Genomic DNA, 26,378 nt, shown 5'->3' on the forward strand with positions numbered 1-26,378 from the left:
CGTGAAATTATAATCTTAGAATTTTAAAATTTCTTGAAATTTCAATATTAACTTTAATAGATTTTAGGGGCATATGCCCCTAAAAATTTTGAAAGGATTTGCGAGGATTATTTGCTTAGCATTGAGCTTAGCATCCATAGGCGTTTTTCATAATCGCCATAGTGATCCTGCGCGATATTTGAAGTAGTATCGTCGCCCTCTGCTTCGGCTACCTCTTGAAGCTTTTTAAACTCTTCTACCAAATACTCGTAGGCTTTTTTGACGTTCTCAAGTACTTCGGTTACGCCGTAGCTGTCCTTTGCGCTAATCGGAGCGTCTTTTGAAAGCTCAATTAGATCCTTAGCTTTAGTTACAGCCTTACCACCTATTTGAAGCGCGCGCTCAGCCATATCGTCGAAAAGCTCGCCCATCTCGTCGTATGCTTTCTCGGTGTAAGCGTGAACTTGAGCGAATTGCAAGCCCTTAACATTCCAGTGATAATCGTGGAATACGACAAAGAACGCATGAGCGTCAGCCTGAAGTTTGTTTAGTTGTTTTACTGTTTTTGACATTGTGTCTCCTTTACTTAAAATTGTTGGTATTATACTACGATAACCTTAAACAGAAATAATACTAGATAATAAAATTTATCTTTTAGTGGAATTTTTGATTAACAGATTTTAAATTTATAAACAACTTTTTTGAAATTTCAGCTAGACTACATTATAATGCACGCCATGAAAAACAAATTTATGATAACTATCACCGATCTTAACGGTTCTAGGAATTTTTTGCTCTCGCAAATCATCAAAAAGATCGCGTTATATCTGGTGCTATTTGTTTTTACTATTTTCGTCACGGGCGCACTGTATATCAAGTATCTGGGCTCTAAAATCGACCGTCTTTCGCAGACCAAAACCGAGCTTAACGAGCTGAATCAAAAGCTTCGCGACGGTATCGCGGCGAGCCAAATGGAATTTGAAGCTATCGAGGGCAAGATAGCCGATTTGGAGCATGAGTTCGGACTCGATCCCGAGGCCGATGAGCGCATGATCGATCGCCTCTCGCATATCAAGCCTACCTCCGAGGAGGAGATCAAAAGCCGCGCCGATGAGATCGTAAACCAAACCTTCTCAGATGCGCTGATAAAAGAGATATTTATGCAAATCCCAAACGGTAGAGTGATGCAAACCTATCAGCTTAGCGAGAGATTCGGCTGGCGCAACCACCCGATCTTAAAGCGCAAACAATTCCACCCCGGCGTCGATCTACGTACGCCGCTTAAAACGCCGATTTACGCGCCGGCAGACGGCATCATCCAATACAGCGGAGCAGGCGGCAGCGGTTACGGCAACCTAGTTGAGATCCGCCACAACTACGGCTTTACAACGCGATACGCGCATCTGGATTCAAATTTAACCCGCAAAGTGGGCGAGTTCGTAAGTAAAGGTGATCTTATCGCTTTTAGCGGCAATACGGGCCTTAGCACGGGGCCGCATCTGCATTATGAGATCAGATTTTTGCAGTTACCGCTTAATCCGCTAAATTTCATCGAATGGAACAAAAAGAACTATAAAGAAATTTTTACCAAGGAGGAAGAAATCCCATGGCAGTCTTTAATAAAGGCAATGCAAATACCGCTCAAACAACGATAATCTCGGCAGGCACGCTCATCAAAGGAGAGCTGCGTCTATCGTGCATACTGCATATCGACGGCAACGTAGAAGGCGACGTGATCTCAGATAGCACCGTCGTCATCGGCAAAAACGGCACCGCGCGCGGCTCAATCAAGGCAAAGCATATCGTAATCAACGGCAAATTTTTCGGCAATATCGAAGCCGAGCTCGTCGAGCTGCTAGGCGGCGGTGTACTCGTAGGCGACGTGCTATCGCAAAGCTTTGGCATCGAAGTCGGCGCAAAATTTAATGGAAAAAGCGCTGTAAGTGGCGGCGATCAAGCCCTAGTCATCGACGGCAGCGCAAGCGAAGACGTCAAGCTCATCGACAAAGCTCTAGGCGAATAAATCGCGCACATTTGGAATTCTTGGGATTTTAAAGGCTTTGAAACTCGCAAAATTTCGGAATTTAAAAGCCTAAAAAATTCCCATACTTTGAAATTTTTGAATTTGAAATTTTAAGAATTCTGAATATTTTAAAATTTTCTAAATATGGAATTTATACAAAATTTACTGCAAAAAACGCAGATTTTAAAATTAAATTTAAAAGCGTAACGAGATCGTTTACAATTTTGACCTCATCGTCGCGCCTACTTTAAAAATTTGGCGACGTTATTTTTTAGAATCTTTCGAGTTAATCATAAATTTATCAATCAAAATAGCTAGCACTACAAATATAATCACGAATGCGATTACGTAGGTAATTTTAAGTTGATCTACTCCTTTCTCAAAAGCGAGAAAATCTACAACAAAAGATGGATTATAAAAATTTCCAAACAGGGAGGCTAGCGTATCGATGCTATTCATATAAAAACCAGCTCCAAAAAAAGCAGCCACAAGTGCAATAATACCCATCAACCTTTTAGCGTTAGACGACACGGTAAATCCTTTTAAAAAATGTATTTGAAGAGTATACCCCCCCCCCCCATTAATCTTAGCTTAAATTTCGTGCGATGACGAAGGTAGAAAATTTAAGGACCGGAATTTATATGCAGAATTTGCGCCAGATTTTACTGGACCACCATAAATTTAAAGAGGATTTTAACGTAAAGTTATAGTAAACTTTGGAATTAAGCTTCAAAAATTTTAGAATTTGCAGGGCAAGCGAATTTATACTTAAAATTTTACTATGATAAATATGAATTCTTTTCATAGCGTCTTTTGACTCGTTATATCTCTTTGTGCCGCTAGCTCAAAATATCCGCGCGGCGATAAATTCTGCGGGCTAGGCTAATTTAAGCCCATTATTAGATTAGTTATGTATAATGCGACTTCTTTTTGTGGACAGATGGGTGAGTGGCCGAAACCACACCCCTGCTAAGGGTGCAGCTTCTAACCGGGGCTCGAGGGTTCAAATCCCTCTCTGTCCGCCACTATTTTAGAATTTAAATCAATAAAATTTCACTTCCGTGATTCAGCCGATTTCAGCCGCCTAGAATACTGCCTAAAAGCAGCACCGGCATCATTAGCGGCATCACGATGAGTCCTTGTATATCGGTATCCATTTTCGCATCGCGCTCGCTTTTGATCCCGCTATCGACCGCTATACGCGCAGGGTACTCGATCGGCACGCTTAGACGGTGCGATCTGCGTAGCTCGTCGTGATCTTTTAAGCGCTTAAAATATTTGCCTTCGATCAGATAAGAGTAGCGAAACGTAGAGCTATACGCTGGCTCAAGCTGCTCGGGATCATCCATCAGCTTAGCCTGCACGGATAGCGGTAGATCGTATTTTACGAGCTCGATTTCGTGCTGGATATATGCGGCATCACTGCCTTCATTGTATCTGTCGATCGTGAGCATGCTTACGTTGCGCCTTATTGCGTCTTTATTTAGCGACGCCAGACTCGCAACCTTGGCGCGCACGGCGCTAAGATTCGCATCAAATACGTAATCATAAATCTCGCCGCTCATACGCAGCTGACCGCCAGACGCCGCGCTCATAGCGATGATATGCTCGCGCCCTTGCATGTAGCCCGGCAAATTCTTACTCGCGCATCCGCTAAAAACCGCGCAGCATAGCGCCAAAACCGCGCCGCAAATCCAAAATTTCATAAACTTCCTTCGTAAAATTTAAAGACAGATTGTATTAAATTTTGCCTTAACGAAAGTGGAATTTTACGGCGCAGCGGAATAGAATTCTGCGGTGGAATTCCATGGCGGCGACGCGTAGAATTCCGCGCGGATTTGCATTAGATTTCGATGAAATTTTACAAAAACGGGGGGGGCTAAAAACGCACGGAAAAGGCAAAATAAGCGCAATGGCACTGCCAAGATTTTAAAATTTTAAAATCTCGAGGAAATTTCGCGGAAGGAAGCGAGCTATTTGCGCGTCAAAATTTAACCGTCATCGCGAGCTTGCTTTTAAATTTTAAAATTTTACGGCAGGCTTTAGAATTTAAAATTCCAAAGCCCTTTTTGATATGCGGCGCGCTACTTTCTATTTGCGTTAGCAAGCATCAGCTTTATGCGGTTTTCTTGATTTACCGCGCTTGCGCCCGGGTCGTAGTCGATAGCGGCGATGTTTGCCTGCGGGTAGTTCTGTTTAATCTTTCGGATCATTCCGCGCGCGATGATGTGGTTTGGCAGGCAGCCGAAGGGCTGCGCGCACACGACGTTTTGTATGCCGTGGCGCATAAACTCGACCATCTCCGCCGTCAGCAGCCAGCCCTCGCCCATCTTTACGCCGTGACCGATGTAGCCGTCGGCGGCGGCGCGAACCTCGCTAAATGGGCTCGGCGCGCGAAAGCCGAAGCGCTTCATCTGCTTAATCATCATGCGCTGGAAAAATTCCACTACCTTAGCGACTGCAAGCGAGCCGTAATACGCCGCGCCGCCCTTGCCGTAGAGCTGCTTGTCGTAGACCGCATCGTAGATGCAGGTAAGTACGAAGTCCATCAGCCCCGTATTGACGGGCTCGGCGTTTTCGCGGATGAGGTAGGCGTTTAGGCCGTTGTTGCCGATGGGCGAGTATTTGAGATAAATTTCGCCCACGATGCCCACCTTCACTCGCGGCTTATCGTCGCGCTCGATTTTAGCGAACTGCGAGAGGATAAATTTAAAATTTTTCTTAAGATTGAAAAACGATCTTTGGTCAGTCAAATTTTTGATCCGCTCGGCGCAGAGTTCGTAAATTTCATTCGTTTGGTTTTTGATCTTTTCGTAGGGCTTGCACTGATTATACAGCCCCATCATCAAATCGCCGTAAAATATCGCGGCGAAAAGCTTTAGAAGCGATTTTTTGCCGAGGCTAAATTCATTCTCATCTAGCGATCCAAAATTTAACGAGATCGCGGGAACGTAGCTAAAGCCGCTGTCCTCAAGCGCTTTGCGAAGCAAATTTATATAGTTGCTCGCTCTGCAGCCGCCGCCCGTTTGGCTGATGAGAAGCGCTACCTTGTGCGTATCGAACTCGCCGCTTTTTAGCGCGTCAATAAACTGCCCGATGACGAGCAGCGCGGGGTAGCACATGTCGTTATGCACGCTGCGAAGCCCCTCCTCGACGATATTTTGACGATTTTCGCCGAGCAAGACGCTCTTATAGCCCTCGTCGCGCAACACGCCTTGCATAAAGCGAAAATGCGGATCAATCATCGTGGGGATCAATATCGTGTGGGTCGCTTTCATATCTTTCGTAAATTTAGCAAACATTAGCGCGCATCCTTTCTTGCTTCTTGTTGCGCGCCTTGCCTCTCGCGCTCTATCATAGTCGCTTTTAGGCTACGCAGGCGGATCTTGACCGCACCTAGGTTCGTAACCTCGTCGATTTTAAGTTGAGTGTAAATTTTACCGTTTTGACGCAGTATGTCGCGCACCTCGTCGCCCGTGATCGCATCTATCCCGCAGCCGAAGCTCACTAACTGCACTAGCTGCATGCGCGGGTATTTACAGACAAACCGTGCCGCGCTATAAAGCCTGGCGTGGTAGGTCCATTGATTAAGGCTTTTCGTCTGCACCCTGCTAAGCGGCAGCGCGTCCTCGCTAAGCACTATAAAGCCCAAGGAATTTAGATAGCGATCAATGCCGTGGTTGATCGTCTTGTCGATATGATACGGGCGACCCGCTAGCACGACGGCGGGCGCGCCGCTTGCATTGATCTCCTTTAGGGTCTCCTCGCCTTTTATTAAAACGGTATTTTTATAGTTTTGTAGCTCCTTAAGGCCTTGCAAGACGGCGTTTTTCACGGCGTCGGAATGAAATTTATACCCGGCGTCCGCGAGCTCAGCCTGCATCGTTTTGCAAAACGAATCTTGCATGTTAAGATCCACGTGCGGGTAGAGGAATTTTTTCTCCTCTAGCGCGCCTACGTTCGCGCGTATCAATTCGGGATAGTATGCGACTACGGGACAGTTGTAGCAGTTCTCGCTGATATTTTCATCCAGGCTGTAGCTCATACACGGATAAAAGATAAAATCGACGCTCTTATTTAGCAGATCGTAGATGTGGCCGTGCACGCTTTTAGCCGGGTAGCAGACGGTATCGCTCGGGATGCTTTGGCTTGCTAAAAACAGCGTCTCTTTTCGCGGCTTTTGCGACAACACGACGCTCATGCCTAAATTTTCAAAAAACGCACTCCAAAACGGGATCATCTCAAACATATTCAAAACAAACGGAATTCCGACCCGCGGCTCATCCTGCTTCGGCGGCTTGCGATATTTTTTCAAAAGCTCGTTTTTAAACTCAAATAAATTCGTAATGTCGTGGCGGATCTCCTTGCCCGCGCCGCGCTCACATTTATTGCCCGAGACAAATTTAGTATCGCCGAAGTAGCTGATCGTAAGCGGGCATTTGTTAGTACAGAGCTTGCAGACGCTAAATTCGCTGCGATGAGTGAAATTTTCAAGCTCTGCACGACTGATCATATCAGTGTGCTCGTTTGCGTTATTTTTGGCAAAAAGCGCCGCGCCGTATGCGCCCATAAGCTCGCTGATATCTAGACGGATCACGTCCTTGCCGAGCTCTTTTTCAAAAGCGCGCAGCACAGCGTTGTTTAAAAATGTACCGCCCTGCACTACGATATTTTGACCCAAATCGTCGGCGTTTCGCACTCGGATGACCTTGTAAATCGCATTTTTTATGACGCTAATAGCAAGTCCAGCGCTGATATCCTCGATCGTAGCGCCGTCCTTTTGAGCCTGCTTAACCGAAGAGTTCATAAAAACCGTGCAGCGGCTACCAAGCTTAGCGGGGTGAGTCGCAAAAAGGGCTAAGCTTGCAAAATCTTTAATGTCGTAACCCAAAGAATTTGAAAAGGTCTGCAAAAACGAGCCACAGCCCGAGCTGCACGCCTCATTTAGCACGATAGAATCGATATTGCCATCTTTAATGGAGAAACACTTGATGTCCTGCCCGCCGATGTCGATGATAAAATCTACTTTCGGATTGAAGTGGCGCGCAGCACTATAATGCGCGATTGTCTCGACGATACCGTAATCAAAGCGAAAGGCGGTTTTAATGAGATCCTCGCCATAGCCGGTAACGCCGCTGCCCTTGATCTTGATGCGACCCTCGCAAAGATCGTATAGCTCCTTAAGACGCGGCAGCAGGATATCGACAGGATCGCCTTTATTGGAGGAGTAAAATTTATACAATAGTTCGTAGTTTTCGCCCATCAACACGACCTTGATCGTAGTACTGCCACAATCCACGCCCAAATACGCGTCTCCGCTGTAGGTGTGGATATCCACCTTAGGCACGCTCGCGCGGGCGTGGCGAGCGGTGAACTCGTCAAATTCCGCCCTGTCTTTGAAAAGCGGCGGCTCGGCTTCCAGCGCGGTTCTATCGGGCTCCTTTTTCAAAAGCGCGATCGTCTCTTCCAAATTTAACGTCTCGCCCGTATCTTTTGCATATAGCGCGCTGCCGTAAGCCACGAAGTAAGGCGCAATGTCTGGAAACGTCGCGGTCTCGTCGGTGAGCTTTAGCACCTCTTTAAAGCGCGCCTGAAGACCTTTTAGGAAAAACAGTGGGCCGCCCAGAAACAGGATATTGCCCTTGACTTCGCGACCTTGCGCAAGCCCCGAGATCGTCTGCTCGACGACCGCGGCGTAGATACTAGCGCAAATATCCTCTTTTCTAACGCCCTGATTTAGTAGCGGCTGAATGTCGCTTTTAGCAAATACACCACAACGTGAGGCGATCGGGTAAATTTTATTAGCCGCAAAGCTTAGGCGGTCGAGCTCCGTAATATCTAGATGCAAAAGATTGGTCATCTGATCTATAAATGCGCCGGTGCCGCCCGCGCATGAGCCGTTCATCCGTTCCTCAAGTCCGCCCGTGAGAAATAAAATTTTAGCATCCTCGCCGCCGAGCTCAATGACAACATCAGTCTTTGGAAACATCCGCTTGACGCCGAGCGAGGTAGCGAAAACCTCTTGGACGAACGGAATTTTACAATTTTTGGCGATACCCATGCCTGCCGAACCCGCTATGGCGACGCTGAATTGCTCGCCTGCATAGGTTTTTTGGATTTGCAAAATTTTATCCAGCACCAGCTCTTTGGGCTTTGCTAAATGCCGCTCGTAGCTCTTGCTTAAAATTTCATATTTTTCGTTTAAAACTACTGTTTTGACAGTGGTTGATCCTACGTCAATGCCTAAAAAAATCACATCTCGCTCTTTACTGAATAAATTTTGCTCGGCCGAATCCTCGAATTTAGCGTGAGCTTTCTAAATTAAAATTTGCATTTTATAGTAATATTTTTAAACGCAAATAAAATCAGGATATATTTTATCTTTTTCTATCGAAAAAGACGATTTTTAGGCAGTTTAGAATTAAAAATTTTAATGGAAAAGTTGTAAAATTTTAGATTTAATGCGAGTAGATTTTGCGCGAAATTTTTTAAAATCTCGCGCATTATAAAAAGAGCTTCCTTTTGAATTGGGAAGCATAAATTTAAAGGATTATTTTCGAAGCTCTTTGATTTTAGCCGCTTTACCGCGTCTGTCGCGTAGGTAAAATAGTTTCGCGCGGCGAACGCGTCCTTTTCTTAGAACCTCGATGCTTTCGATGCTTTCGCTGTAGATCGGGAAAATTCTCTCTACGCCGATGCTATTTGCGCCGATCTTGCGGATGATAAAAGTCTCGCTGACGCCGTTTCCGCGACGCGCAATGCAGGTGCCTTCAAAATTTTGAATTCTGCTCTTATCGCCCTCTTTGATCCTGATGGCTACCTTTAAGGTGTCGCCGGCACGGAAATCAGGCACACTTTTGCTTGTGATCTGAGCGTCTTCAAACGCTTGGATATATTTGTTTTTCATAAATTTCCTTTATTTCTGGCGATCTTTCGGTACATATCCGGGCGGAAGAACCTCGTTTTGCATAGCGCCATTTTATTTTTTAAGCTATACATTTTAGCGTGATTACCCTTTAAAAACTCTGAAACTATAGGTAAATTTTCAAAAACATCAGGCTTTGTAAATGCGGGCGCCTCTAAAATTCCGCCTTCAAAGCTTTCTTCAACAAGCGAGCTTTCGTTGCCTAAAACGCCCTTTATGTTGCGGCTTATAGCATCGCACATACAAAGCGCACCGAGCTCTCCGCCGGTAAGAACGAAATCGCCGATACAAAAAATTTCATCTACATATCTCTCGACTATGCGCTCATCGATCCCCTCGTAGCGCCCGCAGATAAAGCATAAGCTCTCTTCGCCGCTTAGGCGCTTGGCATCGTTTTGATTAAATTTCTTACCGGCAGGCGAGAGGTAGATAAACTTGGCGTTTTTAAATTTAGCTCTTACGTGTTCGATCGTTCCGGCAAGCGGCTCCGTACCGATCAAAAGCCCCGCACCGCCGCCGATCATATAATCGTCTACTTTTTTGTAGCGATTTGTCGTGAAATTTCGCGGGTTAAAAAAATGCGTCGCAATTATTTTTTTATCGACCGCGCGCTTTAAAATAGAGTCCTCAAAATACGGCGCGATGAGATTTTCAAACAGCGAGATGAAGATAAAATTCATGAATTTTCCAAAATCGCGCGCGCGTTTTGAGTAAAAATTTTACGCTCGCTAAGCGAAATTTCTTTCACATAGGCGTCCACATAGGGGATGAAAAATTCTTTCGGCAAAGCCTGCGAGATTAAGCTTTCATCCGTTTCTACCTCGAAAAGATAGCCGCTTCCGATCTGCGATATGTCCTTTACACGCCCCAAAACCGCGCCGTCTTCGTAAATTTCAAGCCCGATAATATCGAAGTAAAAGAACTCGCCCTTTTGCAATTTGCAAAATTTCCGCGTGTCCTCTTTGCTTCGGTAAAGGATTTGGTTGGTTAAATTTGCCGCCGCTTCTACGCTTTCGTAATTTTTAAAAATAGCACTAGAATTTGCGCCGCTAAAGGATAGAATTTCTAGAATTTCGCCGTTTCGCAGATAAAATTTGGCGCCTTTTTTAAACTGAGAGGGGAAGTCGCTGCGATCAAAAATTTTAACCGCGCCCTTTAGGCCGATAGTCCGACCGAGCTTCGCGACCTCTAAAAGATCATCAGGCATCTTTGGCTTTGACGGTAATTTTATAATTAATCGGATCTTTTGCTTTATAGCCGATGATGACGGTCTTTATGGCGTTTATCATTTTGCCGTCCTTGCCGATGAGTTTGCCGGTGTCGGCCTTGTCGGCATAGACGATGATCTCGGTAAAGTTTTCACCGACCCGCTTTTGCGTAGAGACGGACTGCGGATAGTCGGCGATCAACTTTGCGTATTCTTTTATAAAATTTTCTACCATTTTATTTGCTTGTGATTTGAGCGACCCTATCGCTTAACTTCGCGCCTACGCTCTTCCAGTATGCCAAACGCTCCGCGTCGAATTTAATATTATCGCTATCTTTTAGCGGGTTATAAAAGCCGATCGTCTCGATGAAGCCGCCGTCGCGTCTTTTCCTGCTATCCGTTACCACGATGCGGTAAAAAGGCTGCTTCTTTCTTCCGATTCTTGTAAGCCTAACAACTGTTGCCATTTTTTCTCCTTAAATTTTTGTAAGTTTTAGAACTTGCAGATGGCTAAAACTTAAACATCTGCAAACTCTACCGAGAGGCTATCTCGGTAAATTTTGCCTTTGAGCGATCGAGGCAAGCCCCTGCATACCGCCCTTGCCCGAAAATTTCTTCGCAAGCTTTGAAGCGCCCGCGAACTGCTTTAAGAAGCGGTTTACTTCCACCTGTGAAAGCCCCGCGCCGGCAGCAAGTCTGCGCTTACGCGAATTATTTAGCAGTTCCGGATTTTCGCGCTCTTTCGGCGTCATAGAATTAATCATCGCTTTGATATGAAGTATCTCTTTTGAGTTTTCCAAATCGATATCTTTTATTTTATTCGCCATTCCGGAAAGCCCCGGGATCATGCCGATTAAATTTTTCATATTGCCGAGCTTTTTCACGCTTTCGAGCTGATTTACGAAATCATTAAAATTAAACTCGCCCTTTTTGATCTTTTTGTTTAGAGCCTTGGCTTCTCTTTCGTCGAAAACGGCGCTTGTTTTCTCGGCTAACGTCGCTAAATCGCCCTCGCCCATAATGCGGCCGGTGATTCTATCGGGTATAAAGCCCTCTAAATCGGCCACCTTCTCGCCGGTTCCGATAAAGCGAAGCGGGATGCCCAGCTGCTGCGCGATACCAAGAGCTACGCCGCCTTTGGTATCTGCGTCAAATTTGCTTAAGATCACGCCCGTAAGGCCTAAAATTTCATCAAATTTAGCGGCCGTTTTAATTCCGTCTTGACCGCTCATAGCGTCCGCTACGTAAAAAATTTCATGCGGATTTAAAGCTTTTTTCATCTCCGCAAGCTGTGCCATAAGCGCCTCGTCTATCGCAAGACGTCCCGCCGTATCTACGAGCAGTACGTCATAAAGCCCGCTCTTAGCCTTGCTTAGCGCTTTTTCCGCAACCTTTAGCGGATCGCTCTCGCCCTCGATGAAAAACAGCTCGATCTCATTCGCCTCGCACAGCTGGCGGAGCTGCTCGACCGCGGCTAGGCGCTGCAAGTCGCACGCTGCGACTAAGACCTTTTTTTTACGAAGTTTCAGATAGTTTGCAAGTTTTATCGTGCTTGTAGATTTTCCGCTTCCTTGAAGTCCCGTCATCAAAGCTACCGTAGGAGGCGTGCTAGCGAACACAAATCCCTGGCTGCTGCCTCTAGGCGCCGTTAAAATTTTAGTCAAATTTGTCTTGATGGACTCCAAAAATGGCTTCTGCCCTATCGTACCGATACGAAGATCGGCTTCGACAAGCGCCAAAAAATCCTTTACGACTTTGTGGTGCACGTCGGCCTTTAAAAGCGCTTTTTTTAACGTCTCCAAGGCGTTTTTTAAAGCTTTTTCGTCATCGATTGTTTTTAATTTATTGACCGCATTTTTAAACGACTCGCTTATGATCTCAAACACTTTGATCCCTTATAAAATTTTTAAACTTGCGATGTTACCTAAAATTAACTTAAAAGCCATTGAATATCAGAGATCCTTAGGAATTTCAAAGCCGAATTCGTTGAAGCTTTTACCCGGCGGAGCTTTAAATTTAAGACCTAAAATTTCGGTCTCGTATGAGTGCAGAAACATCCGCTTCGCGCGGCTTTTAGCGTATTTTTCATCGCCTATTAGGCCGAATCCCGCGTTCGCCAGATGCACGCGGATCTGATGCGTCCTGCCCGTCTCGATCCGCACTTTTACGAGCGATTTTTTGCCGCTTATCATCAGCGGATAAACCTCGCTAAATGCGCTCTTGCCGTTTGGCGAAATTTTAGAAAACGCACCGCTTCTAGTTTTTATCGTCAAAATCGGCTCGTCAAATTTCATCTCTTCGCTCACGATCCCTTTCACGATCGCGATGTAGCTTTTCTTCACGCGCAAATTTTTAAATTCCGCAATCGCCGCCTCACGAAATTCTTCGTTTTTGTACAGCAGCACGACGCCGCTGGTTTCCTTATCCAGGCGGTTTAGAAGCCCGAATTTATAGATTTTTTCCAAATTTTCGCTACTCATAAAGGGCGGCTTATTGACCGCCAAAACGTTCTCATCCTCGTAAATGATCGCGGGTTTTGCGGGCTTCATCACGCTAAATTTAGTATTTTCGCCGAGCATCTCGCGCGCTAGAGCGATCTTTGCGCCGCGCACGCTCACAAGCCCCGCGTCTATGAGCGCTTTGGCTTCGTTGTGCGAGATGTTTTCCTGCGCCGCCAGCAGTTTGTAGGCTTTTTCTTGCATTAAATTCTTTCCTTGATTAAATTTTCTATCTCTTGCAGATCGCAAATTTTATCTATCCGCGTGCCCTTTAGCGGCTCTTTTAAAGCGCCTGAAATTTCATCCGCCCCGCACAGAGCGATATTCTGCACGAGCGCATACAGCGCCTTTTGATTATGAAAAAATCGCCCGCTGATGATCGGCACGCCGAAGCTTGCCGCCTCGATCGGACTATGTCCGCCGATATTGCGCAAAAAACTGCCGCCCAAGATCACGACGTTTGAAATTTTATAAAAGTTCGCTAGCTCCCCGAAAGCATCGAGCAAGATAAAATCGCTCCGAAGTCCAGCGCCGTCGCTAAATCGCTCAAAGCTAAGCCCGTGCTCGCGCGCCCAAGCCTTGCAAATTTCACATACCTTTTCGAAGCGCTCCGGATGCCTCGGCGCCAGGATGATTTTTAGCTTTTGCGGCGTAGTTATTGAAGCTGCCGCGTTCCGTGCGGTAGAATTTAAAGACGCACCGTTTGAAGGCGCCGTATTCGGCACGGCGGATGAAGCGTCGCTTGAAGTCGCCGCATCCAAAGAAGTTGCGTTTAAATTTACCGGCTCGGTCGAGCCCTGCTCGCCGTAAAGCTCAGCCGCAGGCAAGCTTTTATCGCCGCAGGCACCCGCTGCATATGGGTCTTTTTCGGGCGCACTCTGCGAGCCGTGAAATTTTATAAAATCGTTTAAATTTGATAAAATGAGCTCCTCTTCGCTCTCGTGAGTGTTTGAGATCGTAAGCACGAAGCTATTTGCGGCCGCGGCGGAATAGTCCTTCGTCGCAACGGCGATATTCGCGCTTTTCACGTTGCCCATGATTTTTATATTTTTTGCACCTAGCTCCCTCAGCCGCGCCGCATCAAGCTCGCTTTGCGCAAGCACCAAATCGATATTTTCAAACGCTTTTCGATAATAAAACTTAAAGCGCAGATAGCTCGCGTACGAGCGGTCGCTAATGCGCGCGTTTAGCAGGATCACGTAGCTTCCGCGCGATTTAGCGGAACGGATCAAATTTAGCCACAGCTCCGCTTCAAAAATCACCAGCACGCGGCTGTCCGTAAGCCAAAATGGAAGCCAGTTTTCAAACGGCAGGTAGCGAGAGTTCGGCGTGAGCGCGCGCGCCGCACCGAAGCCCGTCTGCGTGGTCGTGCTAAGCGCGACGCTCTCAAATTTAGAAATTAGCGGCGCAAGAGCGTTTACCTCGCCCAAGCTACAAGCGTGAAAGTGCACCGCAGCGGGGCTAAATTTAGGGTTTTTGTATAGAAAAAATCGCGCCTTCAGGCTCGCGCGGTATTTTTTTTTAAAGCTTAGGATAAAAATAAAAGGCGCAGCTGCAAGCCACGCCAAAAACGCCAAGGCGGTGTAGATCACTCGGCTTCTTTATACAAAATTCTGCCGCAATACGGGCAGGTTACGATGTCGTCGCTTTTGATGACCGCAGAATAGGTCTTGTCGCTTATACGCATAAAGCAGCCGTAGCAGGCCTGTTTGCGCACCGGCGAGACCGCCGTATTGCCCGCCCATTTGCGGATCTTTTCGTAGAATGAGACGGTTTTTGGGTTCATCGCCTGCATTAGTTTATCGCGCTTGGCGTAGATCGCGCCGCGAGCGACCTCGACCTCGCCCATCTCGGCGCTTACCTGCTCTTGCAAGCTTTTTAGCTCGGCTTCAAACGCCTCTTGCTTTTCGCTCTGTTCTTTTACAAGCGCTTCCTTTGCGGCTACGATCTTTTCTAACCTTTCGATCTCCTCGTTTGTGGCCTCGAGCTGCTCTTTTGCGATATCCTCTTCGACGCTAAGGGCTTTGATCTCCTTTTCGGTTTTTGCCGCGCCGCTTTTTTTGCCCGTGCTTTTTAGCTTGGACGAAAAGGCGCTAAGCTGCGCGTTTGCTTGTAAAATTTGAGATTTTAGCTCGGCGATCTCCGCATTTAGAGTTTCGATCTGTTCCTTTGCGCCTGAAATTTCGCCGCTTTTTTTGCCCAGCTTCTCCTGTGCAGCCTCGATTTTAGGCTTAAATCCGTCCAGCTGCTTATCGAATTCGCAAAGCTGCACCAATTGGCTTAAATATTTGTTCATCTTCTTCCTTTAATAATACGTAAATGGATTTTCCTGCTCGCTTATTATAACTTCAATTTCGCTTTTTTGCAAGAAAGGTGCGAGCGCGCGCCCAAAATAGCGCTCACTTTCAAAATGATTTATATCGATCAAACTCACGCCGTTTTCTAAATTTTGAAGCGCGGCGTGATATTTTATATCGCCCGTGATGAAGCAATCCACACCTAAGCTTTGATTTAGTTCGCTTCCGCTGCCGGTGCAAAGCGCGATATTTCGGATAAAATTTTTCGTCTTTACGGCGCGCAGATGCTCGATGCCAAGCTTGCGTTTTATATCCGCGCACAGCTGCTCGAAGCTCAAATCCGCGCGCATGAAAACCAAAAATTCCCGCTCATCCGTAATTTCAAATTTTAAAATTTCGCGCGCTACGAACCCGTTTAAAACGTGCTTGTCAAAGTTCGTATGCATCGCGATGAGAGAGATATTTTTGCGAATCATCTCATAGATCAAATTTGCAGGATAGAGCCGCGGATCAAGCGATTTTAGCGGACTGAAAATCAGCGGGTGGTGCACCACGAAAAGCGAGCCCGCCTCCGCCTCGCGCACCAGCTCGCTAGTAACGTCGAGACTTAGATAGATTTTTGAAATTTCATCATCCAAGTTTCCGAGCAAAAGCCTGCTATTATCCCACGCCTCCGCGTCGCAAAATGGCGCGGCGGCGTTTAAAATTTCATAAATTTCGCCCGTTTTCATAAATTTCACTTTTCGCTTTTATCCGCTTTGTCTGCGGCGTTTTTCTTGCCGTGGGCGTTTTTTAAATTTGCGCCTGCGGAGGAAGCGGGCGCCGCGCCGCCGTCTTTGCCGCCTTTTTTATCGCTGCACGCCGTGCCGCAAAGATCGGCGACATATTTTTGCGGATCTGCGTAGCAAAGCGCGCAGTTTTTGGCAAGATCGCGGATCTTTAAAATATAATCCTGCCTCTGCGTAACCGAGATCGCTCCGCGCGCGTCAAGGACGTTGAACGTGTGCGCCGCGAGCATGCAGTAATCATACGCAGGAAGCGCCAGGCCGTGCTTTAGGATGCTTTTGCACTCGCCGAAGCAGTTTTCAAATTGATTAAAAAGCATCGCGATGTCCGCGAGCTCGAAGTTGTATTTGCTAAACTCAAACTCGCCCCTTTTATGCACGTCGCCGTAGGTCACGAGCCCCGCTTTGTCGTCCCAGACGATGTCGTAAACGTCGTCTTTGTTTTGCAGATACATCGCCAAGCGCTCAAGTCCGTAGGTGATCTCGCCGCTTATGAGCTCGCACGTGATGCCGCCTACCTGCTGAAAATATGTAAACTGCGTCACCTCCATGCCGTCTAGCCAAACCTCCCAGCCAAGCCCCCAGGCCCCTAGCGTCGGGCTCTCCCAGTTGTCTTCTACGAAGCGAATATCGTGGCTTTTAAGATCGAGCCCAAGCTTTTCCAGGCTTTTTAGATAGAGCTCTTGGATATTATCCGGGCTCGGTTTTAAGATCACCTGAAACTGATAATACGCGCCGAGGCGGTTTGGGTTTTCGCCGTAGCGCCCGTCTGTGGGGCGACGCGAGGGTGCTACGTATGCAGCGCGCCACGGCTTACTTCCTAGACTGCGCAAAAAGGTAGCCTGATGATAGGTGCCTGCGCCCGCGGGCATATCGTAGGGCTGAACGAGCAAGCAGCCCTGCTCGTGCCAGTAGTTTTGAAGCGTCAAAATAATCTGTGAAAACGTCATTTTTATCCTTTTATCGTTGATTTATAAATTCTAGTGCGTCACACGCCGCAAAATTCTAAAATTCTAAAATTTTAAAATTTCATCTGTGAGTCGCGAGCAGCGCAAAATTTTATGCCTATTAGAGCGGCTCTGAAATTTTATGCCTATCGGGGCAGACCTAAAATTTCGCGCGACTAAATTTTATCTGAAAATTTAGCTTCGTCAAAATTTTGCGCCGTTAAGCTTGTCGCTAGCTCTAGAGGCGATTTGCTACACGGCTTGTAAGCGCAGCTGCGGCAAGTCCGCAGGCGTGCCGTTCCAAAAAGGTCGTATTAATCTGCGCGCGGGCAAAATTTTCTTGCTGTCGCGACCCGTCTTTTTGGCTCTTTCGTCCTTTAGAATAGAATTTTGCTTTTAAATTTAGCGGCGCGCTACAGCAGCACTTCGATCTGCTCGGAGTCCTTTTTCAGCGCCTCAGCTTTTGCCGCGCGATCCGCCTTTAGCTTCGAGCTTAGAACCTCGTCGTTTAGAGCTAAAATTTGCACCGCCAGATACGCCGCATTTTTCGCTCCCGCCTTTCCGATCGCAAGCGTCGCGACGGGGATGCCCGCAGGCATCTGCACGGTCGAATACAGCGCATCTACGCCGCCGAGCGCGCTGCCGCCGAGCGGGACGCCTAGCACCGGCTTGGTCGTATTCGCAGCGACTGCGCCCGCAAGATGCGCCGCCATGCCCGCCGCACAGATGAAAACTTGCGCACCCTTTTTCTCGGCGTCCGCGACGTATTTTGCCGTGCGGGCGGGGCTTCGGTGCGCGGAGGAGACGATCATCTCGTACGGCGCGCCGAATTCGTTTAAAATTTTAGCCGCCTCGTAAACGACCTCGTAATCGCTCTTTGAGCCCATTATTATAGAAACAAATTTCATTCTATCTCCTTTCTTAAAAAGCAAAACTCTGCAAGCTTCGTAGGCAGCTTGATCTCATTTAGATTGCCGCTGTGAATCTCGCTAAATTCCTTACCGCTACGGCTTTGCAGCCTCTTAAATTTTAAATGCGGCTTGCCGCTAAGCTCGTAAATTTCGCCGATTTCATTATCGCAAGGGCAAATTTTAAAGCCGCGCGGAGCAAAAATTTCATACGAAACGCCCGGTAAAATTTTATCTTTGACGCTTATAAACTCGCCGTCTTCGCTGATAGCACAGACCTGATGCGTGCCAAGCTCGATACTGCGGTCTAAATTTTGCGTATCCTCTCGCTCGTATGGGCGTTTTATCAAATATCCGTCGCTAAAGCCGCGGTTTTTAAGCGTCGCGATCTCGCGCTCGTAAACACGGGCCTCAAATTTATCGCTCGCGGCATCGTCGATCGCCGCGCGGTAAGCGTTCGTGGCGCATGCGACGTAGTATTCGCTCTTGGTGCGCCCTTCGATTTTGAAGCTGTCGATCGCGCCCGTTTGCATGATCTTTTGCACGTGCGAAATGAGGCTAAGATCCTTCGCGTTCATTACGAAAGTGCCCTCCCCCTCGCGCTCTTGTAAGCGGAAAAGCGCGCTGGTTTCAGGATTTTTCGCGTAAAGCTCATAGTTAAATCTGCAGTCGTTCGCGCAGCTTCCGCGGTTGCTGAAGCGCCCGCTTTGCACCGCGCTAACAAGACAGCGCCCGCTGTATGCGAAACACATCGAGCCGTGCACGAAAATTTCAATCTGCAGGTTCGGAATTTTATCTTTGATCTCTACGGCGTCTTTGAGCGTCATTTCGCGCGCCGCGACGATGCGAACGGCGCCCAGCTCTGCCCAAACCTGCGCATCGAGATAGTTTAGCACGTTGGCTTGGGTGGAGACGTGAATCGGAATTTCTGGAGCTACGGCTCGCGCGAGGCTCGCGACGCCTGGGGTGGCGATTAAAATTCCATCCACGCGCAGATCGCGAAGAAATTCCAAATGCCTTTCGATGTTTCCTAGCTGGCCGTTGGTCGCAAAGCCGTTTACGGTCGCATAGAGCTTCTTGCCGCGCTCGTGCGCGTACGCGACGCCCTGCGCGAAGCTTTCCTTGCTAAATTCCTTCGCGCTTCGCTGGCGCAGCGAAAATGAGCCGGTGCTCGCATACACGGCGTCCGCGCCGTAAGCTAGGGCGATTTTTAGTTTCGTTAAATTCCCAGCAGGAGCTAAGAGTTCGGGTTTTTTCAAATACATTCCTAGTAATTTTTTAAGCGCGATTTTACTACAATTTAGCCAAAATTTTATTTAAGGAGCAGTTGATGCGAGCCGATCTACACAACCACACCTATCTTTGCAACCACGCTAACGGCGAGCCGCGACAGTATTTGGAAGCGGCGATCGCACGAGGCATAGAAATTTTCGGCTTTGCGGATCACGCGCCGATGAACTTCGATCAAAAATACCGAATGAGCTTCGAGCAGATGGATCTTTACGAGCGGATGATTAGAGATCTGCAAGATGAGTTTAGCGGGCGGATCGACGTGCGACTGGGATATGAGGTCGATTTTATGACGAAAAAAGAGCTAATGGATGAGCGGATTTTCGCGCGCGAGATCGATTATCTCATCGGCTCGGTGCATTTTTTAAACAACTGGGGCTTTGATAACGAGGAATTTTTAGATCAGTGGAGCGGGCGCGAGATAGACGACATTTATCGCGAATACTTTGCGCTGATCTGCGCGCTGTGCAAAAGCGGCAAATTCGACATTTTAGGGCATATGGATCTGATTAAAATTTTTAAATTTACTCCAAAAAAAGATATCAGAGTTTTAGCAGGCGGCGCGATAAATGCGATCAAGAAAAGCGGCATCGTCGTGGAGCTAAACTCCGCGGGGCTTCGCAAGCCTGCAAATGAAATTTATCCAAGCGACGCGCTTTTGCAGATGCTAGCCGATGCAGACGTGCCGATCACGCTTAGCTCGGACGCGCACTCGGTAGCTCAAGTAGCGCTAAACTACGATAAAATTTACGCCAAAGCGCGCGAGTTCGGCTACGAGCGGATCGCCGTTTTCAAAAATCGCGAGCGGCAGTTTGTAAATCTGGCGTAAATTTACGGCGGCCGTCTTTAAATTTTAAAAGGCGCGGCGGCGAGAAATTTTAAAATTTCAAAAGCTTCGGCGGCGCAAAATTTTAAAAATCGCGGCGCGCAAAACGGCGCAGATAAAGTCGAATTTCAACTAAATAATGTTAAAATCCGCCGTTAAATTTAGCCCGAATACGGGCGGAAAAAAGGAAAAAATATGGGAAAATTTGTTAATGACGTGAAGGAATTTTTTAAATTTTGCGATGAAAATGAGGTCGAGTTCGTGGATTTTAGATTTACCGATCTAAAAGGCACCTGGCACCACGTCGCTTACAACTACAAGCGCCTGCCGAAGGACTTCGCCGACGGAATTCCGTTCGACGCGAGCTCGGTAGCGGCGTGGCAGCCGATCGATAAATCCGATATGATGCTAAAGCCCGACGTGCAAACGGCATTTTTGGATCCGTTCACCGCGGACGTGACGATCATCGTCATCTGCGACGTTTACGACATCTACAAAAACGAGCTTTACGAAAAATGCCCGCGCTCGATCGCTAAAAAAGCCGAGCAGTTTCTGCAAACCACGGGTCTTGGAGATACCTGCTACTTCGGGCCGGAGAATGAGTTTTTCGTTTTCGACGACGTAAAGATCATCGACGATATGAACTGCGCGATGTTTAAGGTGGATACCGAAGAGGGGCATTGGAATAGCGGCAAAAACTACAAAGACGGCTTTAATAGCGGCCACCGCCCTGGCGTAAAGGGCGGCTACTTCCCCGTCCAGCCCGTCGATTCGATGGTCGATCTGCGCGCCGAGATGCTAAAAGTGCTAGAACAGATCGGGCTTGAGACCTTCATCTGCCACCACGAAGTAGCGCAAGGACAAGGCGAGATCGGCGTCAAATACGGCACTCTCGTCGAGGCCGCCGACAACGTGCAAAAATACAAATACGTCGTAAAGATGGTCGCGCACCTAAACGGCAAAACCGCGACCTTTATGCCAAAGCCGCTCTACGGCGATAACGGCAGCGGAATGCACGTGCACCAATCGATCTGGAAAAAGGGCAAAAATACCTTTTACAAAAAGGGCAACTATGCAAATTTAAGCGACGCGGCGAGATGGTATATCGGCGGCGTGCTAAAGCATGCGCGCAGCATCGCGGCGTTTACGAACCCGAGCACCAACAGCTATAAGCGCCTAATCCCGGGCTTTGAGGCGCCGTCAATTCTAACTTATTCGAGCCAAAACCGCTCAGCTTCGATCCGTATCCCTTACGGCAGCGGCGAGAACTCCGTGCGCGCCGAGATGCGCTTCCCCGATAGCACCGCGTGCCCGTATTTGGCGTTTGCGGCGATGCTGATGGCGGGAATCGACGGCATCAAAAACAAAACCGAGCCGGTGGGGCCGATGGATGAAAATTTATTCAAGCTGCACCTGGATGAGATCCGCGAGCGCGGCATCGAGCAGCTTCCGCACACGCTTCGCGGCAGCCTAGAGGCGGTGATCCGCGATAACGAGTATCTGCGCCCGATAATGAGCGAGCTTTTTATCGAGACCTATCAGCATTTTAAATTTGAAACGCAGGTTTGGCCTTACGAGGCGCGCCCTACGCCGTTTGAGTTTGCGACGAACTATTCGTGCTAAGACCAAATTTTATGCCGCGCTGCCGAAATTCCAACGGGCGGAGCGGCATAGAGCTTTGGAATTTTAAAATTTAGCCGCGCGCGAGCTTTTAAAATTCCGTCGCGCGAACTTAAACACCGCTCAGAACTCAGTCCGTGAAGCTTCAACTCTTTTACCGCAAACGTGAAATTTTATACTTTCTGCTGCTTTTGCTTGGAATTTTATCGCTAAACTTGGGTCTGAAATTTTATGAATTCAAAGAATTCCGCGCGAAAAACTACGCTTTTTACGACGCGCAAATTTTAAACGCCTACGCCAAAACGAACGAGCGCGGCCGCACCTACACGGTGCTAAAGCTCAAAACGGCGGATTTTACCCTCTACACGACTGCCGGGCTCGGGCGGGAATTTCATCGCTTCGCTCGCGTAAATATCGGCATCGTAACCAAAAACGTAAAATTTTTAGATTTTTTAAAGCAGCGCTTTTACGCGCCAAGCTTTAAAATCGGAGACGAGCTTGCGCCCTCCGGGGCAAAATGGCGCGCCATAGAGTTCGTCCGAGCCCAACACGAAGATGAGATGACGGCGGATCTTTACTCCGCGCTGTATTTTGCGACTGAAATTTCAAAACCGCTGCGCGCCTCCGTCACAAACTGGGGCATAGCGCACATCATCTCGATCAGCGGCTTTCATCTAGGCATTATCTTTAGCACGGTCTTTCTGCTCGCAATGCCGATCTACCGCTATTTTCAGGATCGATACTTTCCGTATCGCAGCGCTAAGCGCGATCTTAGCGTCTTTGTGATCGTGCTGATGAGCGGATATCTCTTCGTGCTTGATTTCACGCCGAGCTTTCTGCGCTCGCTTGCGATGTGCTGCGTGGGGTTTTACCTCGCGATGCGAAATTTCTACGTACTTAAATTTACGAACCTTTTTCTCACCGTCGCGCTTTTGCTCGCGTTTTTCCCGCACCTGGCCTTTTCGATCGGATTTTATTTCTCCTGCCTCGGCGTGCTGTATATCTTCCTCTACCTGCACCACTTCGCGCCTAAATTTAAACTCTGGCAAAACGTCATACTTTTCAATCTCTACGTTTGGCTCAGCATGAACGTAGCGGTCTATTATTTCTTCCCGACCGCTTCGCTGCAGCAGCTTAGCGTCATGCCGCTGGGATACGTGTTTGTGATCTTTTATCCGTTAAGCATATTTTTGCATCTATTCGGGCTCGGCGGCGCGCTCGATACGCCGCTGCTTGCGTTTTTAAACTTTGCTCTGCCGAGTTTTCAGGCGCAAATTCCGCCGCTTCTTTTTGCGCTCGCAAACATCTGCGCGCTTGCTGCGATAAAGCTTCGCTACGCAGCGCTTGGCTGCGCGATAATTGGAATTTCGCCGATATTTTTTATAACGTAGCGCGCGAAAATTCCAGCGGGAATTTTATCCGTTGGAATTTTATGCTAAAATCGCGCTTTAAATCTCACAAAGGATCAAAATGTTTATTGCAAACCTCACCTACGTAAAAGAAATAAGCGAAGCAGACCGCTTTATCAACGAGCACAACGCGTTTTTAGATAAATTCTTCGCGGCGGATAAATTTATCTGCTCGGGGCGCAAAGTCCCTCGCACGGGCGGTATCATCTTAATCAATGCCAAAAACCGCGCGGAGCTTGATGAGATCATCGCGCAAGATCCGTTCTTTCAAAACGGCGTCGCAAAATACGAGATTATAGAATTTGCGCCGACGAAATTTGCGCCCGAGTTTTGGCGACTTTTCGGCGAATAGAGGCTTGCGCGGGTTAAATTTTAAAATTTACGCGCTCAAACGCGCCTCTGAAATTTAGCCGTTTTGCGCGCGAGATAAAATTCCCGCTAAATTTAAAAGCCAAATCGCGGCGGCAAATTTAGATAAGCTTAAAACCGAAATTATACAAAACTGCGAAATTTAAAGGAGATTTTATGCGGATAAAACTGCGCCTCGCAACGCCGCAAGATGCGGAAGCGCTGCTTGAAATTTACGCGCCCTACGTAAAGCAAACAGCGATCAGCTTCGAATGCGATGTGCCCGGCGCCGCGGAATTTGCGGGGCGAATCGAGAAAACGCTGCAAAGATACCCCTATCTGCTCGCTTACGTAAGCGACGAGGCGGCATGCGCGGACGACGAACGGGATGAAAATTTTAAAATTTCCGCAAGCGCGGCAGGCGCAGGGAATGAAATTTCGCCTGTAAATAAGGCGTCAAACTACGCAAGCGGTGCGGCAAAACAAAATGGCGCAAATTTAATCGTCGCGGCAAAACAAAGCGGCGTAAATTTAAAACCGGGCCAAATCCTCGGCTACGCCTACGCTTCGGTTTTCAAAGAGCGCGCGGCATACGATTGGTCGGCGGAGAGCTCGGTTTATGTGTCGCAAAACGTGCGCGTTTTGGGTATCGGCAGGCTGCTCTACGAAGCGCTACAGCGCGCGCTAGGGGCTCAAAACATCGCAGATATGAACGCTTGCATCGCTTGCGGGGATGACGAATATCTAAACGACGCGAGCGTGCGGTTTCACGAGCGCATGAGCTTTCGCTTCGTCGGTAAATTCGAGCGCTGCGCCTATAAATTCGGCCGCTGGTACGATATGGCGTGGATGCAAAAGCCGATCGGCGAGCATCTGCAAAATCAGCCTGCGATGAGGCCTTTCGCGCGCTTTAGAGATGAAATTTGCGCGAGCGCGGGCATTGAAATTTAATTTAAAGGAAAAACTTTGACCCATTTTATCATTGACGACGAAAATATCGACGTAGATAATATCTTCGACGTCGTAAACCTCAAAGAGGGCGACGAGCTAAATATCGTCTCCAACACTGCCAAAAAGATCGGCGCCTTGACCCTTGCGCGCCTATCGAAGATGGGCGTTAGCATAGGCGAGGTTTTTACGATCGGCAAGCAAAGAAAGGACTTCGCCGATAAGATCATCGTGTTTTTGATGGGCAAGCTCTGCGGGCAGGAGGGCAAGATCGGCATCGTCAGCAACGATAAATTTTACGACGACGTGATAGAATTCTTTAACGATCTAAACTACCGCAAAAATCCGAAATTTGAAAAGATCAGCCTAGCCTCGCACGCCGCAGGAACGAACGCAAAGCAAGGCAAAACAAGCGGCGCGGCGGAGAAAAAAGCCCAAAAAGCGGAACCGAAAGCTACTAAGCAAGAGCCAAAGGTTCAAAAGCAAGGGGCAAAAGCTGCAAAGCAGGAGCCCAAAATCGCTAAGCAGGAGCCGAAGGCCGCGCAACAGGAACAAAAGTCTGCAAATTCTAAAATCGCCAAAGCGGACCTTGCCGTGGCGGAGGCGCTGATACCCCAGTGCGTGAGCCTGCAAGCCCTTTACGGCGCGTGCGTCGCGAAACTCGGCAGAACCAAAGGCTGCGAGGCCTACCGCGAGATCAAGGACGGCGCGCGAGCAAGGTACACGAGCATAACCTACGATAGCGATCTAAAAGACGGCGCCGTAAGGCGAAACGCGATCAAGCTCTACCGCGAAAGCGGCGGCGATATGGCGGAATTTCACAATAAGCTGACGAGCGAATACAAACACGCGGGGCCTGAAATTTACAAGGAATTTAAAGAAAAACTCGTCGGAAAGATGATCTAGGCGACTCGGGCGCAAGGATTTAAGGCACAGCGATAGAGCGCATCGCGACGTAGCGGCTAAAGCACGGCCTAGCGGCGTTAGATACGTCATTGCGGCGTGCGGTATGATACGGCGCGGCATAAGTGCGCCCGAAATAAAGCTATTCGTTTGCGTGGCATCGGTCTTATTTTACCGTATATAACCAAGCAAAGCCCAGGCGCTTAGACATAGTAGCAGATTAAAGATATATACGATAAATTTCATTCTGCCAGGCTCAATCCGGGTCTAATCATAGTCAAAGTCCTCCAAATCGTAGCCAAAAATATGCAAGGTCTTTAAGGCCAACTCTCTAACCTCTATCCAAGATTTATTGTGATAGACCAAATATTCACCTATGCCTTCTAGTAAGCTTTGATCTTTAAAATATCTATCTATGAGCTCCAAAAGTTCTCTTAGTGCATCTCTCTCGTATGGCAGGAAACAAAATTCAAATTGCTCCAATAAGGCATTTTTGCATTCGGTATATAAAAGATCTGCCATTTCCGACGGACTTTCGTAATGTTTAGCCGTAGGATGAGCGATATATTTATCTTGGTATTCCAAAGAAGCCATTAGGCTTAAATAAAACATAAGACCGCCTTTCTCAAATATCTCTTTTCCGTTAATTCGCATTTGGGTTTCCTTTTATTGGGATGTGAGTTTGCGCGCATTATATCGTAATATATTTTTAAAATTCTCGCAAAAATTATAATTTTATAAAACTACTATTTTAAAAGCGTAATTTGTTTTAAAGCCTTTTTCGCGCACTCCCTTAGATCCTCTTCACTTAATGAATCGCCTACCGTATCATCACCCCTCAACTCTTCGTCTGGTTCGAATTCATCGATATCAGTAAGAAGCCTGTTTAGCGGCTCATAATATTCATCGGGAAAATTTTTATCATTCATAAATTTATCCCAATATATCTTTTCAAATTTAAATACGTCGATTCTGTTTTGCAAAAAATCCTCTATTATTTTTATATATTCCTCTATCATAAGAGCCCCTTTCAGATATATTTTTAATCGCCCGCTGCTCTAATGCTTAGAACCGACCATAGATTACTACCTATATTCACGCCTTCGCATAAATTTTTTATAATTGTTAAGTCGTTAGAAGAAATTTTTATATCATATTCATACATTTGAACTAAAAAATCTTCCAGCGCTATACCATATTCTCCAGCCTTAACCAGCTCTTCCAAATAAATTATAAAGTCGCACCGACCGACTCCGGCAAATTCATCTTCGTAATTACGGAACAAATTTAAAAATATCAAATCGCCGTATATCATTCGCCACTTTCCTTAAATTTATTTCTCATCGCCGCCCATTTTGAAAATTTAAATTTAATACTACAAATTTTATACGGCTAGAATAAAATGGCTTAAAAATGCTTATTCTCCTAAATTTCATGTCTCGTACCACTTCGTTACATTTCCTTC

Annotated in this window: 29 protein-coding genes, 1 tRNA gene and 1 pseudogene; 9 read left to right on the forward strand and 22 right to left on the reverse strand. The window is 47.3% G+C overall.

The window, feature by feature from the left end; translation table 11 throughout:
* Positions 1-107: 107 nt before the first annotated feature.
* Positions 108-551, reverse strand: coding sequence for a DNA starvation/stationary phase protection protein (locus Q0600_RS09510; RefSeq protein ID WP_298759661.1), 444 nt, complete (start codon positions 549-551; stop codon positions 108-110).
* Between the two features lie 165 nt (positions 552-716).
* Here Q0600_RS09510 and Q0600_RS09515 point away from each other — a divergent pair, with 165 nt between their 5' ends.
* Positions 717-1,634, forward strand: a complete 918-nt coding sequence (locus Q0600_RS09515; protein ID WP_298759663.1) for a M23 family metallopeptidase — start codon at positions 717-719, stop codon at positions 1,632-1,634.
* The gene (locus Q0600_RS09520; RefSeq protein WP_298759666.1) at positions 1,586-2,002 is read left to right on the forward strand and encodes a polymer-forming cytoskeletal protein; all 417 of its coding nucleotides are present in this window, start codon (positions 1,586-1,588) and stop codon (positions 2,000-2,002) included. Before Q0600_RS09515 ends, Q0600_RS09520 begins: the two co-directional genes overlap by 49 nt.
* A gap of 264 nt (positions 2,003-2,266) precedes the next feature.
* On the opposite strand, the gene Q0600_RS09525 is transcribed toward Q0600_RS09520, so the two are convergent.
* Positions 2,267-2,533: a hypothetical protein gene (locus Q0600_RS09525; protein WP_298759669.1), complete on the reverse strand. Its 267-nt coding sequence runs from the start codon at positions 2,531-2,533 to the stop codon at positions 2,267-2,269.
* A gap of 403 nt (positions 2,534-2,936) precedes the next feature.
* On the opposite strand from Q0600_RS09525, the gene Q0600_RS09530 reads away from it, so the two are divergent.
* A tRNA-Ser gene (locus tag Q0600_RS09530) sits at positions 2,937-3,027 on the forward strand.
* Positions 3,028-3,078: 51 nt separating this feature from the next.
* Here the strand turns inward: Q0600_RS09530 and Q0600_RS09535 are convergent.
* From Q0600_RS09535 to Q0600_RS09615, 17 genes and pseudogenes are all read right to left on the reverse strand, one after another.
* Complete coding sequence (locus tag Q0600_RS09535) at positions 3,079-3,708, reverse strand: hypothetical protein (RefSeq protein WP_298759671.1); 630 nt, start codon at positions 3,706-3,708, stop codon at positions 3,079-3,081.
* A 278-nt stretch (positions 3,709-3,986) separates the two neighbouring features.
* Positions 3,987-4,109 (reverse strand): hypothetical protein, encoded by a 123-nt coding sequence (locus Q0600_RS09540; protein WP_297944589.1) that lies wholly within the window; start codon positions 4,107-4,109, stop codon positions 3,987-3,989.
* On the reverse strand, positions 4,087-5,304 hold the full coding sequence (locus Q0600_RS09545) for a 2-hydroxyacyl-CoA dehydratase (protein WP_295098664.1): 1,218 nt from the start codon (positions 5,302-5,304) through the stop codon (positions 4,087-4,089). Before Q0600_RS09545 ends, Q0600_RS09540 begins: the two co-directional genes overlap by 23 nt.
* Complete coding sequence (locus Q0600_RS09550; RefSeq protein ID WP_298759674.1) at positions 5,304-8,258, reverse strand: acyl-CoA dehydratase activase; 2,955 nt, start codon at positions 8,256-8,258, stop codon at positions 5,304-5,306. The genes Q0600_RS09545 and Q0600_RS09550 overlap by 1 nt, the downstream gene beginning before the upstream one ends.
* A 294-nt stretch (positions 8,259-8,552) precedes the next feature.
* Entirely contained in the window at positions 8,553-8,909 is a 357-nt protein-coding gene (gene rplS, locus Q0600_RS09555; protein WP_298759677.1) for a 50S ribosomal protein L19, read from the reverse strand.
* Positions 8,906-9,607 (reverse strand): tRNA (guanosine(37)-N1)-methyltransferase TrmD, encoded by a 702-nt coding sequence (gene trmD, locus Q0600_RS09560; RefSeq protein ID WP_298759680.1) that lies wholly within the window; start codon positions 9,605-9,607, stop codon positions 8,906-8,908. The genes rplS and trmD overlap by 4 nt, the downstream gene beginning before the upstream one ends.
* Positions 9,604-10,134, reverse strand: coding sequence for a ribosome maturation factor RimM (gene rimM, locus Q0600_RS09565; RefSeq protein ID WP_298759682.1), 531 nt, complete (start codon positions 10,132-10,134; stop codon positions 9,604-9,606). The genes trmD and rimM overlap by 4 nt, the downstream gene beginning before the upstream one ends.
* Positions 10,127-10,369, reverse strand: a complete 243-nt coding sequence (locus tag Q0600_RS09570) for a KH domain-containing protein (RefSeq protein ID WP_005873158.1) — start codon at positions 10,367-10,369, stop codon at positions 10,127-10,129. The genes rimM and Q0600_RS09570 overlap by 8 nt, the downstream gene beginning before the upstream one ends.
* Position 10,370: 1 nt before the next feature.
* Complete coding sequence (rpsP, locus tag Q0600_RS09575; RefSeq protein ID WP_005873159.1) at positions 10,371-10,601, reverse strand: 30S ribosomal protein S16; 231 nt, start codon at positions 10,599-10,601, stop codon at positions 10,371-10,373.
* A gap of 78 nt (positions 10,602-10,679) precedes the next feature.
* On the reverse strand, positions 10,680-12,020 hold the full coding sequence (ffh, locus tag Q0600_RS09580) for a signal recognition particle protein (RefSeq protein WP_298759685.1): 1,341 nt from the start codon (positions 12,018-12,020) through the stop codon (positions 10,680-10,682).
* Positions 12,021-12,086: 66 nt separating this feature from the next.
* Entirely contained in the window at positions 12,087-12,836 is a 750-nt protein-coding gene (locus Q0600_RS09585; protein ID WP_298759688.1) for an RluA family pseudouridine synthase, read from the reverse strand.
* Positions 12,836-14,224, reverse strand: coding sequence for a glycosyltransferase N-terminal domain-containing protein (locus Q0600_RS09590; protein WP_298759689.1), 1,389 nt, complete (start codon positions 14,222-14,224; stop codon positions 12,836-12,838). The genes Q0600_RS09585 and Q0600_RS09590 overlap by 1 nt, the downstream gene beginning before the upstream one ends.
* Positions 14,221-14,928: a zinc ribbon domain-containing protein gene (locus Q0600_RS09595; RefSeq protein ID WP_298759692.1), complete on the reverse strand. Its 708-nt coding sequence runs from the start codon at positions 14,926-14,928 to the stop codon at positions 14,221-14,223. Before Q0600_RS09595 ends, Q0600_RS09590 begins: the two co-directional genes overlap by 4 nt.
* Before the next feature lie 9 nt (positions 14,929-14,937).
* On the reverse strand, positions 14,938-15,660 hold the full coding sequence (locus Q0600_RS09600; RefSeq protein WP_298759727.1) for a Nif3-like dinuclear metal center hexameric protein: 723 nt from the start codon (positions 15,658-15,660) through the stop codon (positions 14,938-14,940).
* 167 nt (positions 15,661-15,827) lie between these two features.
* Positions 15,828-16,664: pseudogene (glyQ, locus tag Q0600_RS09605) on the reverse strand (glycine--tRNA ligase subunit alpha); the annotation flags it as partial.
* A 410-nt stretch (positions 16,665-17,074) separates the two neighbouring features.
* Positions 17,075-17,569 (reverse strand): 5-(carboxyamino)imidazole ribonucleotide mutase, encoded by a 495-nt coding sequence (gene purE, locus Q0600_RS09610; protein ID WP_298759694.1) that lies wholly within the window; start codon positions 17,567-17,569, stop codon positions 17,075-17,077.
* Positions 17,566-18,828, reverse strand: coding sequence for a peptidase U32 family protein (locus tag Q0600_RS09615; RefSeq protein ID WP_298759697.1), 1,263 nt, complete (start codon positions 18,826-18,828; stop codon positions 17,566-17,568). Before Q0600_RS09615 ends, purE begins: the two co-directional genes overlap by 4 nt.
* Positions 18,829-18,899: 71 nt before the next feature.
* Between Q0600_RS09615 and Q0600_RS09620 the strand changes: the two genes are divergently transcribed.
* The 6 genes from Q0600_RS09620 to Q0600_RS09645 all read left to right on the forward strand — a co-directional run bounded on the left by Q0600_RS09620 (position 18,900) and on the right by Q0600_RS09645 (position 24,916).
* On the forward strand, positions 18,900-19,688 hold the full coding sequence (locus Q0600_RS09620; RefSeq protein ID WP_298759701.1) for a histidinol-phosphatase: 789 nt from the start codon (positions 18,900-18,902) through the stop codon (positions 19,686-19,688).
* Between the two features lie 192 nt (positions 19,689-19,880).
* A complete protein-coding gene (gene glnA / locus Q0600_RS09625; protein WP_298759704.1) occupies positions 19,881-21,308 on the forward strand; it encodes a type I glutamate--ammonia ligase in 1,428 nt (475 codons plus the stop codon).
* 134 nt (positions 21,309-21,442) lie between these two features.
* Positions 21,443-22,696, forward strand: coding sequence for a ComEC/Rec2 family competence protein (locus Q0600_RS09630; RefSeq protein ID WP_298759709.1), 1,254 nt, complete (start codon positions 21,443-21,445; stop codon positions 22,694-22,696).
* A 79-nt stretch (positions 22,697-22,775) separates the two neighbouring features.
* Positions 22,776-23,066: a YciI family protein gene (locus Q0600_RS09635; RefSeq protein WP_298759712.1), complete on the forward strand. Its 291-nt coding sequence runs from the start codon at positions 22,776-22,778 to the stop codon at positions 23,064-23,066.
* A gap of 173 nt (positions 23,067-23,239) precedes the next feature.
* Positions 23,240-24,013: a GNAT family N-acetyltransferase gene (locus Q0600_RS09640; protein WP_298759715.1), complete on the forward strand. Its 774-nt coding sequence runs from the start codon at positions 23,240-23,242 to the stop codon at positions 24,011-24,013.
* A 15-nt stretch (positions 24,014-24,028) separates the two neighbouring features.
* Positions 24,029-24,916, forward strand: a complete 888-nt coding sequence (locus Q0600_RS09645) for a hypothetical protein (protein WP_298759718.1) — start codon at positions 24,029-24,031, stop codon at positions 24,914-24,916.
* Between the two features lie 264 nt (positions 24,917-25,180).
* Here Q0600_RS09645 and Q0600_RS09650 read toward each other — a convergent pair whose 3' ends face one another.
* The 3 genes from Q0600_RS09650 to Q0600_RS09660 all read right to left on the reverse strand — a co-directional run bounded on the left by Q0600_RS09650 (position 25,181) and on the right by Q0600_RS09660 (position 26,228).
* Positions 25,181-25,567, reverse strand: a complete 387-nt coding sequence (locus Q0600_RS09650; RefSeq protein ID WP_298759721.1) for a phytanoyl-CoA dioxygenase — start codon at positions 25,565-25,567, stop codon at positions 25,181-25,183.
* Between the two features lie 92 nt (positions 25,568-25,659).
* The gene (locus tag Q0600_RS09655) at positions 25,660-25,932 is read right to left on the reverse strand and encodes a colicin immunity domain-containing protein (RefSeq protein WP_297941414.1); all 273 of its coding nucleotides are present in this window, start codon (positions 25,930-25,932) and stop codon (positions 25,660-25,662) included.
* A gap of 23 nt (positions 25,933-25,955) precedes the next feature.
* Entirely contained in the window at positions 25,956-26,228 is a 273-nt protein-coding gene (locus tag Q0600_RS09660) for a hypothetical protein (RefSeq protein ID WP_298759724.1), read from the reverse strand.
* Positions 26,229-26,378: the final 150 nt, after the last annotated feature.

It is taken from the genome of uncultured Campylobacter sp., assembly GCF_938041645.1.
Lineage (GTDB): Bacteria > Campylobacterota > Campylobacteria > Campylobacterales > Campylobacteraceae > Campylobacter_B.